Raw genomic sequence first — 13,266 nt, 5'->3', positions numbered from 1 at the left:
GTGGTTCCGCCGGACCCGCCGGAGGGCCGCTGGGCTAGATTGGCCGCCGTGCTGAGGCGGCTGCGGCGAACGGCGACGATCCTGGCCGTGGCGGCCCTGCTCACGGGCGTCGCGCCGGGTGCTTCGGGCGCTGTCGCGGCGGCGGCCGAGGTGCGGCCGGGCGACTGCGTCGTCGCGGTTCCCGACGGTGGCGAGTGCGGCGTGCTGACCGTCCCGGAGTACCGCGCCGGCGGCCCCGGCGAGCGCACCGTCGAGCTGCCGTACGTGCTCGTCCGCTCGGAGAATCCCACCGAGCCGCCGCTGGTATTCATGAACGGCGGCCCGGGCTCGGGATCGGTGCAACTGGCCGGCTACTTCTCGCACGGGCTCGGGCTGCGTGCCAGCCGCGACGTCGTCGTGCTGGAGCAGCGCGGCGGCGCCCGGGCGACGCCGTCGCTGCAGTGTCCGGGCGCGGCCGCGGCGATGGCCGACGCGTTCACCACGACCGAGGACCCGTACGACGAGTTCGAGCCGGCCGCGATCGCGATGCGGGACTGCCTGGACGAGTTCGAGGCCGCCGGCGGTGACCCGCGCGGCTACACCGTCGCCGAGACGGCCCTCGACCTGCGCGATCTGCGCGAGGCGCTGGGCTACGACAGCTGGACGGTCTACGGATTGTCGTGGTCGACGCAGGTGATGGCCGAGCTGGCCCGGATCGACCCGGCCGGCGTCGACGCCGTCGTGATGGACTCGTTCAGCGCGCCGGACCGCGACTTCGCCGCGACCGCGTACGAAGGGCTGGAGCTGTCGCTGGACCGGCTCGGCGAGCGCTCCGGCGGCGACTTCCCGGACCCGTACGCCGACCTGCTGGCCGCCGCCGACCTGCTCGACGCCGACCCGGTCGCCGTCGACGGGCACAACCCGGTCACCGGCGAGCCGGTCACGTTCCGGCTCACCGGCGACGACCTGGTGACGTTCGTCCACGCCGGCCTGTACGACGTCGAGCTGCTCCCCGTCATCCCCTATCTGCTGGACCGGCTGGCCGGCGGGCACACCGGTGCGCTGCGCACGCTGGTCGACGTCGGTGTGGATGAGCTGACCGGCCACACGCTCGGGCAGTACTGGACGATGCAGTGCCAGGACGAGGTGCCGTACCGGCGGGCCGGGGCCGGGCGCGCGTCGCCGCTGATCGAGTGGCTGGTCGCCGACGAGGTGGTCTGCGCCGAGCTGGGGCTGCCGGCGCCGCCGCGGCCGCCCGCGCCGGTCGCGTTCACCCAGCCGGCGCTGGTGCTGGCTGGATCGGAGGACCCCGTGACGGCCGCGCCGGTCGCGGACGCGGCCTCGGCCGGGCTGCCGTCCCGCGAGTTCCTCGAGTTCGCCGGCGTCGGCCATGGGGTGCTGCTGAACAGCCGGTGCGGGCGCGAGACCATCGCCGCCTGGCTGGCCGACCCCTCCCGCTCCGTCGCCGACGTCTGCGACCGCTCCACCCCCGCCTACGCGGTCGTCGGCTCCGGCGATCTGCACCCGACGTCGCGGCTCGCCCAGGCCGCCCTCGCCGCGGATGACGGCGACTGGCTCGCGGTCGCGCTGCCGGCGGCGTTCGCGCTGCTCTGTCTCGCGTGGCTCGCCGGTTGGCTGGCGCCGGTCGTGGTCGGGCGGCGGCGTGGCGCCGGCGGTGGTTCGACGCTGGCGGCGGGGCTCGCTCCGGTGGCCGGGACGGTGTTCGTGCTGGCGGTGGGCGGCCTGCTCTGGACGGCGTCGAACGCCTTGCCCACGCAGCTGGTCGTGGGCGTGCCGCCGGCCGTGCCGTGGTTGGGGCTGCTGCTGTTCGCCGGCCCGGCCGGCATCGTCCTCACCGCCCGCCGCGCCTCGGCCCGCGGCCGCGTCCTGCTCCTGGCCGCGGGACTGCTGTGGCTGGCATTCGCCGCCTGGTTCCTCGTGGTCGTCGTGCTGCCCAGCTGAATCAGGCTCAGGGCAGCTTCCTCGGCACGCTGTTCATCGGGGCGGCTCCTCGGGCCCCGACACCGCACGGGTCGGGCTCGTCCGGTTCGTTGGTCGTGAACCCGCCACCGAACTCGATGCGGTCGCCGGGCGACAGGACCGGGTAGCCGCGATCGGTCAGCACGACGAGCGTGCCGTCGGGTCGTTCGCTCCACGACCAGCCCTGCGGCCACAACAGACTCACCGGATGCAGGCCGTCGTCGAGCTCGAGGTAGAAGCAGCCGTCCTCCGTCGCCGCGAGCACGCCCTCGATCCGAGCCTGCCCGGCGAGGCCGGACCCCGGCCAGCCGGAGTCGGGCAGCGGGTGCGTCTCAGCGGGCGCCGTCGCCACCGGCTCGGGCGTCTCCCCGCCTATCGTCGTGGCGACCCCGAGCCCGATCGCGACCGACGCTGCGACAACCGACGCGCCGACAGCCGTCGCCCGGCGGCGCCGCAGCCGGCGTCGTGCCGCCGCAGCCAGGCCAGGGGGCATCGGCAACGCCTGGACCTCGGCCTTCATCGACTCTCGAAGGAACTCCTCCACGTCAGGACTCATGGCTGCCCTCCGGCACGAGTGCTCGCAGATCGTGCAGACCTCGGTGGATCAACGACCGCACGGTGGCGCGTTTGACGCCCAGCAGGTCCGCGATCGCCTGGTCGTCGAGATCGGCGTAGTACCTGAGGACCAGCGCGGCTCGCGTCCTCGGCCGGAGCCGGCTCAGCGCCCGGCCGAGCTCGTCGCGGTGGCCCACCGCGTCGAACTCGGCAGTGGACGTCGCCACCTCGTCCGGGCGGTCGGCCGTCGGGCGCTCCCGGCTGGCGAGTCGGCGGACCCAGCTGAGGTGCAGGTTGACGCAGATCCGGCGGATGTAGGCGTCGGGGTCCGCGGCTGCGCTCACGAGGTGCCACCGGCTCAGCGCTTTCGTCAGAGTCGCCTGCGTGAGGTCCTCGGCCGCGTGGTGGTTGCCGGTGAGCAGCCAGGCGAGACCGAGCAGGGCCCGGCCTCGTGCCTGGACGTACTCCTCCAGCTCCATCTGCGACTCCTCCGCTGCGTCGGCTTCTAGGAGTGAGACGCTTCGCCAGGGTCGTTCTGTTGCGGCAGGGCGCGGCTAGTCCAGGCCGTTGCGGGCGATGACGTCGCGGTACCAGTGGGCGGAGTCCTTCCAGGTCCGCTCCAGCGTGTCGTAATCGACGCGGATGAGGCCGAACCGGCGGTCGTAGCCGTAGGACCACTCGAAGTTGTCCAGCAGCGACCACGCGAAGTACCCGCGCACGTCCGCGCCCTGCTCCATCGCCTCGGCGACGGCCGACAGGTGGCGGGCGATGTAGTCGATGCGCAGCGGGTCGTTCACCGCGCCGTCGGGGGAGACGGTGTCGGGGAAGGCGGCGCCGTTCTCGGTGATCATCATCGGCAGGCCCGGGTGCTCGCGGTGCACGCGCAGCAGCAGCTCGACCAGCCCGCTCGGGTCGATGTTCCAGCCCATCGCCGTGTACGGGCCCTCGGGGCGGACGAACTCGATGTCGTCGGCGCCGACCCAGGGGGAGCCGAGGGCGTCGTCGTGGCCGTCGTCCTCGGAGCGGGGGCTGACGCCGTCCCAGCGGCGGACCAGCCCGGTCGAGTAGTAGTTGACGCCCAGCACGTCGAGCGGCTGGTGGATGATCTGCGTGTCGCCGGAGCGGACGAACGACCAGTCGGTGACCTGTGCCGTGTCGGCCAGCAGGTCGTCGGGGTAGGCGCCGGACAGCATCGGCCCGGTGAACGCGCGGTTGGCGAGCGCGTCGACCCGGCGGGCGGCGTCGCGGTCTTCCTCCGACGACGGGTCCACAGGCCGGATCACGTGCAGGTTCAGCGTGACCGAGGCGCGCGCCGACGGCAGCACCGAGCGGATCGCCTGCACGCCCAGGCCGTGCGCCAGATTGAGGTGGTGGACGGCGGCCAGGGCGGCGGCCGGCTCGGCCCGGCCGGGCGCGTGCGCGCCGGACGCGTACCCGAGGTAGGCGCTGCACCACGGCTCGTTCAACGTCGTCCACAGGTCGACGCGGTCGCCCAGCTCGCGGGCCACGATCTCGGCGTAGTCGGCGAACCGGTACGCGGTGTCGCGGGTGGCCCAGCCGCCGGCGTCCTCGAGATCCTGCGGCAGGTCCCAGTGGTACAGCGTCAGGACCGGCTTGACGCCGCGCTCCAGCAGGCCGTCGACGAGACGCGAGTAGAAGTCCAGCCCCTCGCGGTTGGCGGGGCCGCGCCCGCCCGGCTGCACCCGCGGCCACGCCGTGGAGAACCGGTACGCGCCCAGGCCCAGGTCGGCGATGTGGCCGAGGTCCTCGGGCCAGCGGTGGTAGTGGTCGTCGGCGACGTCGCCGGTGTCGCCGTTCAGGGTCTTGCCGGGCGTGTGCGAGAACGTGTCCCAGATGGACGGCCCGCGGCCGCCCTCCTTCGCCGCGCCCTCGATCTGGTACGAGGCCGTCGCCGACCCCCAGAGGAAGCCGTCGGGGAAACGAGTGCTCATGTGTCGCGACTCCTAGCGAGGACGTGGCCGGAACTCCACCGACCTTATCCAAGCTGCCGACCCGTCGAGGGCCGGGCATACTGTCGGCGACTGGGGGCCGGAGGCTCCCACCAGTCGTCAGTCCGGGCCGTGAGACGACCGGAGCGAAGGAGTCCACATGCATGGCCCGAGACATGAGGAGTCGTTGAGCGGGCAGCGGCGATCGTGGCGGCACGGCGCCCGCGCGGACGTGCTGCTCGCGGCCGCGGTCGGGGTGTTCGTGGTGCTCACGACGGTGGTGGGTGACGGCGACCCGGTCGGGCTGCGGGCGGTCCCGGCGCTGGGCTGGCTGCTGATCGTCGCGGGGTCCGCCGCGCTGGCGGTGCGCCGCCGGTTCCCCGTCGCCACCGCCGTCGTGACGCTGGTCGCGACCAGCGTCTACTACCCGGTCGTCAACCCTGACGGCGCCATCCTGCTCACGCTGATCATCGCGCTCTACACGCTGGCGGCGACGGGCCGGACGGTGGCGGCGGCGGTCATCGGCGGGCTGGCGATCGTCGGCTCGGCGTTCGGCGAGTACGGCACCGACGCCTCTCCGCTCGGCGACGCGGGCATGTTCCTGCTGGTCGGCTGGCTGGTCGCGGCCGTCGCGATCGGCGGGTTCGTGCACAGCTCCCGGCGCGAGCGGGAGGAGGCGCTGCGCCGCCGGGCGACGGAGGAGCGGCTGCGCATCGCCCGCGAGCTGCACGACGTCCTCGGGCACAACATCTCGCTCATCAACGTCCAGGCCGGGGCTGCGCTGCACGCCCTGGAGCGCGACGGCCGGGGCGGCCCGGCCGCGGACGCGCTGGCCGCGATCAAGGAGACCAGCCGCGAGGCGCTGCGCGAGCTGCGCGGCACCCTCGGCGTGCTGCGCCAGGTCGACGAAGCGGCGCCGACGGGGCCCGCGCCGGGCTTGCGCCGGCTCGCGGAGCTGGCCGAGCGGAGCCGGGCCGCCGGGCTGGCCGTCGACGTCGAGACCGACGGCGAGCCGGCCGAGCTGACACCGGCGGTCGACCTCGCCGCCTACCGGATCGTGCAGGAGGCGCTCACCAACGTCACCCGGCACGCCGGGGCCGGCCGGGTCGCCGTCAGGATCGGCTACGGACGCGATGATGTGACGGTGGACGTGAGCGACGACGGGCGTGGCGCCGGCTCCCGCGCCGGCACCGGCAGCGGCATCGACGGCATGCGGTCACGGGCCGAGGCGCTCGGCGGCACGCTGGAGGCGGCCGACCGGCCCGGCGGCGGGTTCCGGGTCAGGGCGCGGCTCCCGTACGGTGGCCGGCCATGACGACGACCGTGCTGCTCGCCGACGACCAGCGACTGGTCCGCGCCGGGTTCCGCTCCATCCTCGACGGCGAGCCGGACCTGACGGTCGTCGGCGAGGCCGCCGACGGCGCCGAGGCGCTGACGCTGGTACGCGAGCTGCGTCCGGACGTCGTGCTGATGGACGTGCGGATGCCCGAGCTGGACGGGCTGGAGGCCACCCGGCGCATCGTCGCCGACCCGGCGCTGGCCGGCGTGCGCGTCGTCATCCTCACGACGTTCGACCTCGACGACTACGTGTACGGCGCGCTGCGGGCCGGCGCCAGCGGGTTCCTCGTCAAGGACACCGAGCCGATGGAGCTGATCCACGCCGTACGGGTGGTGGCTCGCGGCGACGCGCTCATAGCGCCGTCGATCACCCGGCGGCTGATCTCCGAGATCGCCGGCCGGGCCGCCAAGCCGGTGCCGAACGCCCGGCTGAACGCGCTGACCGAGCGGGAGCGCGAGGTGCTCCGGCTGGTCGCGGCCGGGCTGTCCAACGACGAGATCGCCGAGCGGCTCGTGCTCAGCCCGGCGACGGCGAAGACGCACGTCAGCCGCATCCTCACCAAGCTGCAGGCCCGCGACCGGGCCCAGCTGGTCGTGCTCGCCTACGAGGCCGGGCTGGTGACGCCCGGCTGGCTGGGCTGAACGGCAGTCGACTCCAGGCGTACGTGAAACCCCGTAGGGCACAACCGCGGGTGTAGTCCAGGTGTCCGCCCCAGCCGGACGCGCGGGCACGTACCGTCCGCCGATCCTCGTCAGTGTCGGAGCAGTCCGCACGGACGAGGAAGGAACGAACATGAGGCTGGAACGGCTCGCCGCCTGGTCGCAGCGGCACCACTGGCCGGCCATCGGCCTGTGGCTGGTCGTGCTGGCCGGCGTCACGGCGCTGTCGCAGGCCGTCGGCGACGACTACCACGACGACCACGGGCTGCCGGGCACCGAGTCGCAGCAGCTGAGCGACACCCTGGAGGGCGCCGCGCCCGCGCAGGCCGGCGACTCCGTCCAGGTCGTGCTGCAGGACGGCGACGGCGTCGAGGTCCAGCGCGACCGCGTCGACGCGATGCTGGGCGACCTGAGCATGCTGCCGCACGTCGTGTACGTGACCAGCCCGTTCGACGCGCCGGGGGCGATCTCGGCGGACGGGACCATCGCCTACGCGTCCGTGACGCTCGACGGCGCCGCCACCGACGTGCCGGCCGACGCCGTCCGCGACATCATCGACACCGCACAGGCCGCCGACGGGGACGGCCTGCGGGTCGAGCTGGGCGGCGACGCCGTCCGGGGCGCGGAGGAGTCCGCCGGCGGCGCCGCCGAGGGCGCCGGGATGCTGGCCGCGCTGGTGATCCTCGTGTTCATGTTCGGCTCGTTCCTGGCCGCGACGCTGCCGCTGATCACCGCGCTGTTCGCGGTCGGCAGCACGCTCGGCGTGATCGTGCTGCTGTCCAACGTCGTCACGATCGCGACCTACACGCCGCCGCTGATGATGCTGGTCGGCATCGGTGTCGGCATCGACTACGCGCTGCTGGTGTTCGCCCGGTACCGCTCCGAGCTGCTGGCCGGCGCCGACCGCCAGCGGGCCGCCCGGACCGCGCTGGACACCGCCGGCCGTTCGGTGATCTTCGCCGGCTGCACCGTGATCATCGCGCTGCTCGGCCTGTTCGTGCTGGGCCTGGGCTCGCTGCAGGGCGTCGCGCTGGCCGTCGCGTTGACAGTGCTGGTCACCATGATCGCGTCGCTGACGCTGCTGCCGTCGCTGCTGACCGTGTTCGGCCGTCGGATCGAGAAGCGCATCGTCGCGCACGCCGGCAAGTCCAAGCGGCAGCCCGGCGCCCGCTGGCGGCGGCTGGCCGACGCGGTCCGCCGGCGCCCGCTGCCGCCGCTGATCGCCGCGGTCGCCGTCCTGCTCGCCCTGTCCGCGCCGGCCCTGGGCATGCGGCTCGGGTTCGCCGACGCCGGCAACGAGGCCACCTCGTCGACCAGCCGGCAGGCCTACGATCTGCTCGCCGAGGGGTTCGGCCCGGGCTTCAACGGCCCGCTGATCGTGCTGGCCGAGGGCGCCTCCGACGGCGGCGCCGCGCTCGCGTCCGCGCTGACGGACACGCCCGGGGTGGCCGGCGTCGTGCCGCCGCAGCCGCTGCCGGACACCGACCTCGCGCTGGTCGTCGTCTTCCCGGAATCCGCGCCGCAGGACGCCGCGACCGCCGACCTGGTGCACCGGCTGCGCGACGACGTGCTCCCGCCGCTGGAGTCGTCGACGGACGCGACGTACCTGGTCGGCGGCTCGACGGCGGCCGCGGAGGACTTCGCCGCCGCCGTCAGCGACCGGCTGCCGCTGTTCGTCGCCGTCGTCGTCGGGCTGTCCGCGCTGCTGCTGATGGCGGTGTTCCGGTCGGTGTGGGTGCCGCTGAAGGCGGCGCTGCTGAACCTGCTCAGCATCGGCGCATCGCTCGGCGTCGTGACCCTGGTGTTCGGCGAGGGCCTGTTCGGCGTCTCCGCCGGGCCGGTCGAGGCGTTCGTCCCGGTGATGATCTTCGCGATCGTCTTCGGCCTGTCGATGGACTACGAGGTGTTCCTCGTGTCGCGGATGCACGAGGAGTGGCGCCGCTCCGGCAACGCCGTCCGCGCGGTCCGCGAGGGCCTGGCCACGACCGGCGGCGTCATCACGGCCGCGGCCGCGATCATGGTCGTCGTGTTCGGGGCGTTCCTGCTCAGCCCGGACCGGATGCTGCAGCAGTTCGGCCTCGGCCTCGCGGTCGCGGTCTTCCTCGACGCCGTCGTCATCCGCTGCCTCATCGTCCCGGCCGTGATGAGCCTGCTGGGTGAGCGGGCCTGGTGGCTCCCTCGCTGGCTGGACCGGATCCTGCCGCACATCGCGCTGGAGCGGCCCGAGCCGCCGGCGCGGGACGACGCGGACGCCGTCGGCGCCGGACCGGCACGGTAGCCCGTGGACGTGCTGGAGCTGGCGCGCCTGCAGTTCGCGCTGACCGCGGGCGCCCACTTCCTCTTCGTCGCGCTGACGCTGGGCCTGGCCACCGTCGTCGCCGTCCTGCAGACCCGGGCCACCGCGGGCGACAGCGAGATCCACCGGCGGATGACCCGGTTCTGGGGCCGGCTGTACGTGATCAACTACGCGATGGGCATCGTGACCGGCCTGGTCATGGAGTTCCAGATCGGGTTGAGCTGGAGCGGGCTGACGCACTTCGCCGGCAATGTGCTGGGCGCGTCGCTGGCGATGGAGACGCTGGTCGCGTTCTTCGTCGAGTCGACGTTCCTCGGGCTGTGGATCTTCGGCTGGGGCCGGCTGAACCGCTGGCTGCACCTGACCACGATCTGGGTCGTGACGCTGACGGCGTACGCGTCGGCGTACTGGATCCTCGTCGCGAACGGGTTCATGCAGCACCCCGTCGGCGCGGCGCCAGGCCCGGACGGGCTGCGGCTCACCGACGCCGGGGCGGTGCTGACGAACCCGAGCGCGCTGCAGGCGTTCTGGCACGTGCTGGCCGGCGGCCTGGTCACGGCCGGGTTCTTCCTCGCCGGGGTGAGCGCGTGGCACCTGCTGCGGCGCACGCCGGAGCAGGAGTTCTTCGGCCGGTCGCTGCGGATCGGCGTCTTCGTCGCGGCACCGGCGTTGTTCGCGTCGGCCGTCACCGGGGGGCGTCAGCTGCAGCTGATCGAGGAGATCCAGCCGCACAAGTGGGACGCGTTCACCGGCGGCGCCGGCGGTGCCCGGATCGGCGCGCTGCTGATGCTGACGGCGTTCGCGGCGATGTTCTTCTTCTCGCTGCTCAACGTGCTGCTGGCGCTGTCGCGCCGGGTCGTCGTGACGGCGCGGCTGTGGCACGTCGCGCTGATCGCGGCGATCCCGCTGCCGTACGTCGCGATGATCTCCGGCTGGGTGTTCCGGGAACTGGGCCGCCAGCCGTGGGTCGTCGACGGCCTGCTGACCACCGAGGACGCGGTGTCGGACCTGTCGGCGGGCGCGATCCGGGTGTCGTTCACGGCGTTCGTGTCGCTGTTCGCCGTGCTCATCGCCGTCAACGGGTGGCTGCTGGCGCGGCACGCGCGCCGCGGCCCGGAGCCGGCCGGACGGGTCGAGCTGGAGGTGCTGGTATGACCGAGACGCTGGCCGCCGTGCTGCTCGGGTTCTTCGCGGCCGGGTACTTCGTGCTGGGCGGCGCCGACATCGGGGCCGGCATGCTGCTGCCGTTCCTGGGCCGCGACGGCGGTGAGCGGCGGCAGGTCGTCGCCGCGATCGTGCCGTTCTTCCTGGCCGACGAGGTGTGGCTGGTGGCGACCGCCGGGCTGCTGATCGGCGCGTTCCCCGACGCGGAGGCGCGGCTGCTGCCCGGCCTGCTGCCCCTGGTGGTGGCGCTGCTGGCCGGCTGGATCGTCCGCGACATGGGGCTGTGGACGCGCAACCGGGCCGGCGGCCGGGTCTGGCCGGCGGTCTGCGACACGGCGGTGACGCTGGGCTCGTGGACGGTGGCCGGGTCGTGGGCGTGGCTGCTGGCCGGGCTGTTCACCGGCTCGACGTCGGTCGCTCGTGGCGCCGACGTGGTGCTGCTGGCCGGTCTCGTCGTCGCGCTGTTCGTCCTGCACGGGCTCGCGTTCGCGCGGCTGCGGCTGACCGGCCGCGCCTACGAGCGGGCCCGCGCGGTCTCCGGCGGCGCGGGGGACCGGGCGACGTTCGCCGTCACCGCGACGCTGGCGGCGCTGCTGCCCGTCGCCGCGGGCGCGCGGCTGGACCTGACCGGCTCCGCCGCCGACGGCGCGACGCTGGACCTGCTGGTCCCGGCCGTCTACGCGATGCTGCCACTCCTGCTCGCCGGTCAGGTGCTCACCTGGTGGACGTTCCGCGAGCGCGTCACCGCGTAGCCGTCAGGACAGCAGGTGGTCGGCCGGCACGGACAGCCGGACCATCTCGCCGTCGACCCGGTGCACCTCGTCCGCCGCGGCGTAGAGGTCGCGGGCCAGCGTCCGGTCCACCCGCAGGTAGCCGGCTCGCCGCAGCCGGGCGACCTCCTCGGCCGGCAGGTCCGGTCCGCTCCAGACCGCCCGGCCGACAGTGCCGAGCAGGTCACCGCCGACGGCGGGCTCCTGGCCGGCCGTCGTGACCGCCTCCGGGTCGCCCAACTTGACCTCCGCGACGGTGCCGAGCTCCTCTCCGAGGGCGTCGACCACCGTCATCCCTTCGCGCACCTCGCCGAGCCGGTCGGCGGCGTCGTTCCCGTGAGTCATCCCCGGTTCGTACCCGTTCGCGGCCGGGTCAACCGCCGTCAGGCCGGCCGGCGCACCTCGGCGTGGAAGCAGCCGAACTCCACGGCCCGCACGTGCACGACCTCGACCGCCGGGTCGGCGAACAGGTCGTCCAGCGCGGCCGCCGCGACCTCCTCGGCGTGGCCCGGCGCCGGCGCGACCAGCCGGCCGCCGACGATGTGGCCGCGCTTGTCGTAGCCGCGGAACACCCGCCGCGACGACGCGACCTCGGCAGGGAACCCGTCGTGCCGCGGGCCGCCGCAGTCCCGCGCGTGCAGGAACACCGGCCCGGTCTCGTCGTAGGCGCCCGGGTCCGCGCCGTGCTCGCCGGCCCAGCGGCGCAGCGGCGCGTAGGACACCAGGACCAGCCGGTCGCCGCGGACGCTGCGGGTCAGGCAGCAGCGCAGCGGCGCGCCGCCTTCGTCGTCGGTGAACGGCTCGCGGACCTGGCCAGCGTCGTCGCGCTCGCGCAGCCGGGCGGTGACCTCGGCCGGGATCGCGCGGTACTCGTAGGTGTGCATGACTCCAGCCTGCGTCGCCGGCCGGGGCGGTACTGGCGGGAATCGGACCTGGCGTCGGCGCTGCCTAGGATGGCGTGGTGGCCGAACTCCCGTTCCCGCTGACCACCGACCGCCTGACGCTGCGCATCTACACCGAGACCGACCTGGACGAGTTCCACCGCCTGCACTCCAACCCCGACGTCGCCCGGTACCTGTACCGGGACCCGTGGTCGCGCGCCTACGCGATGCAACGGCTGGGCATGCGCATGCAGGAGACCATGCCCGAGCGCGAGGGCGACGCGCTGGACCTCGTCGTCGAGCGGACCGCCGGCGCGGTCTACCTGGGCGAGGTGCACCTGCACATCGCCAGCGAGCAGCACCGCACCGCCGAGATCGGGTTCGCGTTCCATCCCGAGCACCACGGCCAGGGCTACGCCCAGGAGGCGGCGACGGAGCTGCTGCGGCTGGCGTTCGGGTCGCTGGGCATGCGGCGCGTCATCGGCCGCTGCGACGCCGACAACGCCGCGTCCGCCGGGCTGATGGAGCGCCTCGGCATGCGCCGCGAGGCTCACCTCATCGAGAACGAGCTGGTCAAGGGCGTGTGGGCGAGCGAGTACGACTACGCGATGCTGGCCACGGAGTGGGCGGAGCGCACGGGCTAGACGTGCCCCGCGTCGTGCACGAGCAGCGCGATCTGGACCCGGTTGTTGAGGTCCAGCTTCGTCAGCACCCGCGACACGTGCGCCTTCACCGTCGCCACGCTCATGAACAGCTCCGCGCTGATCTCGGCGTTGGACCTGCCGTGCGCGATCGCGACCGCGACCTCCAGCTCCCGCTCGGACAGGCCGGCCAGCTGCGCCTTGGCCCGCTGCGTGCGGCCGCCGCCGTCGCCGTCGGAAACGTGCGCGATCAGCTGCCGGGTCACCGTCGGGGACAGGATCGGCTCGCCGGCCGCCGCCCGGCGGACCGCTGCGACGATGTCGGCCGGGGGAGTGTCCTTCAGCAGGAACCCGGTCGCGCCGGCCCGCAGCGCGCGCAGCACGTGGTCGTCGGTGTCGAACGTGGTGAGGATGACGATCTCGGGCGGGTCGGCGCGCCGGCGCAGCGCCTCGGTGGCGGCGAGCCCGTCGACCTTCGGCATCCGGATGTCCATCAGCACGACGTCGGGCCGGGCCGACTCGACCATCGCCGGCACATCGGCGCCGTCGGCCGCCTCGCCGACGATCTCCAGGTCCGGCGCGCCGGCCAGCATCATCGACAGACCGGCCCGCACGAGCGCGTCGTCGTCGACGATGAGGATCTTCGTGACCGCGGGCTCGGACTCGGGCGTCATGCGTTTCTCCTATGTCAAGCCGCTGCTGCGAGGTTCGGCGCGGTTGCGGTTGATGGGTTGTTCTTCAGGGTGTTGAAGACGGTTCGGGCGAGTCGTCGTTTGAGGGCTCGCAGGGCTTCGGTGGTGGTGTCGCCGGTGGCGATGCGTTTGTTGTAGTAGGCACGGCCGAGTCCGTGCAGTCTGATTTGGGTGACCGCGATGCGGTGCAGGGCGGCGTTGAGTTGCCGGTTGCCGGATTTGTTCATGCGCACGCGGCCCTTGGTCCGGCCCGACCACACGGGGACGGGGGCGACACCGGCGTGCATGGCGTACTTGGCTTCGCTGGCGAACCGGGTGATGCCGGCGGTCTCGCCGACGATCTTGGCTGCGGTCAGCTCCG

At 73.7% G+C, this 13,266-nt stretch carries 14 protein-coding genes; 7 read left to right on the top strand and 7 right to left on the bottom strand.

All coding sequences use genetic code 11. The features are described 5' to 3' along the window. The first annotated feature begins 48 nt into the window (after nucleotides 1-48). Entirely contained in the window at nucleotides 49-1,941 is a 1,893-nt protein-coding gene (locus C1I92_RS20080; protein ID WP_146605213.1) for an alpha/beta hydrolase, read from the top strand. Nucleotides 1,942-1,948: 7 nt separating this feature from the next. Here C1I92_RS20080 and C1I92_RS20075 read toward each other — a convergent pair whose 3' ends face one another. The 3 genes from C1I92_RS20075 to C1I92_RS20065 form a co-directional block, all read right to left on the bottom strand. Next, nucleotides 1,949-2,515 (bottom strand): hypothetical protein, encoded by a 567-nt coding sequence (locus tag C1I92_RS20075; RefSeq protein WP_146605212.1) that lies wholly within the window; start codon nucleotides 2,513-2,515, stop codon nucleotides 1,949-1,951. After that, nucleotides 2,505-2,993: a SigE family RNA polymerase sigma factor gene (locus C1I92_RS20070; RefSeq protein ID WP_111256425.1), complete on the bottom strand. Its 489-nt coding sequence runs from the start codon at nucleotides 2,991-2,993 to the stop codon at nucleotides 2,505-2,507. Before C1I92_RS20070 ends, C1I92_RS20075 begins: the two co-directional genes overlap by 11 nt. 75 nt (nucleotides 2,994-3,068) lie before the next feature. Further along, a complete protein-coding gene (locus C1I92_RS20065) occupies nucleotides 3,069-4,466 on the bottom strand; it encodes a GH1 family beta-glucosidase (protein ID WP_111256424.1) in 1,398 nt (465 codons plus the stop codon). 157 nt (nucleotides 4,467-4,623) lie between these two features. Between C1I92_RS20065 and C1I92_RS20060 the strand changes: the two genes are divergently transcribed. The 5 genes from C1I92_RS20060 (at nucleotide 4,624) to C1I92_RS20040 (ending at nucleotide 10,673) form a co-directional block, all read left to right on the top strand. Continuing rightward, nucleotides 4,624-5,778 (top strand): sensor histidine kinase, encoded by a 1,155-nt coding sequence (locus C1I92_RS20060; RefSeq protein WP_111256423.1) that lies wholly within the window; start codon nucleotides 4,624-4,626, stop codon nucleotides 5,776-5,778. Continuing rightward, on the top strand, nucleotides 5,775-6,443 hold the full coding sequence (locus C1I92_RS20055; protein ID WP_111256422.1) for a response regulator: 669 nt from the start codon (nucleotides 5,775-5,777) through the stop codon (nucleotides 6,441-6,443). Before C1I92_RS20060 ends, C1I92_RS20055 begins: the two co-directional genes overlap by 4 nt. A gap of 151 nt (nucleotides 6,444-6,594) precedes the next feature. Continuing rightward, entirely contained in the window at nucleotides 6,595-8,739 is a 2,145-nt protein-coding gene (locus C1I92_RS20050) for an MMPL family transporter (protein WP_111256421.1), read from the top strand. Nucleotides 8,740-8,742: 3 nt separating this feature from the next. After that, nucleotides 8,743-9,912, top strand: coding sequence for a cytochrome ubiquinol oxidase subunit I (locus C1I92_RS20045; RefSeq protein WP_111256420.1), 1,170 nt, complete (start codon nucleotides 8,743-8,745; stop codon nucleotides 9,910-9,912). Beyond that, nucleotides 9,909-10,673, top strand: coding sequence for a cytochrome d ubiquinol oxidase subunit II (locus tag C1I92_RS20040; RefSeq protein ID WP_111256419.1), 765 nt, complete (start codon nucleotides 9,909-9,911; stop codon nucleotides 10,671-10,673). Before C1I92_RS20045 ends, C1I92_RS20040 begins: the two co-directional genes overlap by 4 nt. A gap of 3 nt (nucleotides 10,674-10,676) precedes the next feature. Here the strand turns inward: C1I92_RS20040 and C1I92_RS20035 are convergent, their stop codons facing one another. Together C1I92_RS20035 and C1I92_RS20030 are read right to left on the bottom strand one after the other, a co-directional pair. Further along, nucleotides 10,677-11,036, bottom strand: coding sequence for a hypothetical protein (locus C1I92_RS20035; RefSeq protein WP_111256418.1), 360 nt, complete (start codon nucleotides 11,034-11,036; stop codon nucleotides 10,677-10,679). Between the two features lie 38 nt (nucleotides 11,037-11,074). Continuing rightward, nucleotides 11,075-11,575 (bottom strand): DUF1203 domain-containing protein, encoded by a 501-nt coding sequence (locus tag C1I92_RS20030; RefSeq protein WP_111256417.1) that lies wholly within the window; start codon nucleotides 11,573-11,575, stop codon nucleotides 11,075-11,077. Nucleotides 11,576-11,652: 77 nt separating this feature from the next. Here C1I92_RS20030 and C1I92_RS20025 point away from each other — a divergent pair, with 77 nt between their 5' ends. Next, nucleotides 11,653-12,216, top strand: coding sequence for a GNAT family N-acetyltransferase (locus C1I92_RS20025; protein WP_111256457.1), 564 nt, complete (start codon nucleotides 11,653-11,655; stop codon nucleotides 12,214-12,216). Here the strand turns inward: C1I92_RS20025 and C1I92_RS20020 are convergent. Continuing rightward, a complete protein-coding gene (locus tag C1I92_RS20020) occupies nucleotides 12,213-12,887 on the bottom strand; it encodes a response regulator (protein WP_111256416.1) in 675 nt (224 codons plus the stop codon). The two genes, C1I92_RS20025 and C1I92_RS20020, sit on opposite strands and share 4 nt — an antisense overlap. 14 nt (nucleotides 12,888-12,901) lie before the next feature. Then, nucleotides 12,902-13,266: transposase (locus C1I92_RS20015; RefSeq protein ID WP_146604968.1), on the bottom strand; the 365-nt coding region annotated here is incomplete at its 5' end.

The sequence above is a fragment of the Jiangella anatolica genome, assembly GCF_003236295.1.
Classification (GTDB): domain Bacteria; phylum Actinomycetota; class Actinomycetes; order Jiangellales; family Jiangellaceae; genus Jiangella; species Jiangella anatolica.
This window is presented reverse-complemented; position numbering and strand designations above follow the sequence as displayed.

Coding starts and splice junctions, on each gene's coding strand:
- C1I92_RS20050 (WP_111256421.1), top strand. CDS start 6,595: ATGAGGCTGGAACGGCTCGCCGCCTGGTCGCAGCGGCACCACTGGCCG.
- C1I92_RS20040 (WP_111256419.1), top strand. CDS start 9,909: ATGACCGAGACGCTGGCCGCCGTGCTGCTCGGGTTCTTCGCGGCCGGG.
- C1I92_RS20065 (WP_111256424.1), bottom strand. CDS start 4,466: ATGAGCACTCGTTTCCCCGACGGCTTCCTCTGGGGGTCGGCGACGGCC.
- C1I92_RS20020 (WP_111256416.1), bottom strand. CDS start 12,887: ATGACGCCCGAGTCCGAGCCCGCGGTCACGAAGATCCTCATCGTCGAC.
- C1I92_RS20055 (WP_111256422.1), top strand. CDS start 5,775: ATGACGACGACCGTGCTGCTCGCCGACGACCAGCGACTGGTCCGCGCC.
- C1I92_RS20075 (WP_146605212.1), bottom strand. CDS start 2,515: ATGAGTCCTGACGTGGAGGAGTTCCTTCGAGAGTCGATGAAGGCCGAG.
- C1I92_RS20035 (WP_111256418.1), bottom strand. CDS start 11,036: ATGACTCACGGGAACGACGCCGCCGACCGGCTCGGCGAGGTGCGCGAA.
- C1I92_RS20060 (WP_111256423.1), top strand. CDS start 4,624: ATGCATGGCCCGAGACATGAGGAGTCGTTGAGCGGGCAGCGGCGATCG.
- C1I92_RS20070 (WP_111256425.1), bottom strand. CDS start 2,993: ATGGAGCTGGAGGAGTACGTCCAGGCACGAGGCCGGGCCCTGCTCGGT.
- C1I92_RS20030 (WP_111256417.1), bottom strand. CDS start 11,575: ATGCACACCTACGAGTACCGCGCGATCCCGGCCGAGGTCACCGCCCGG.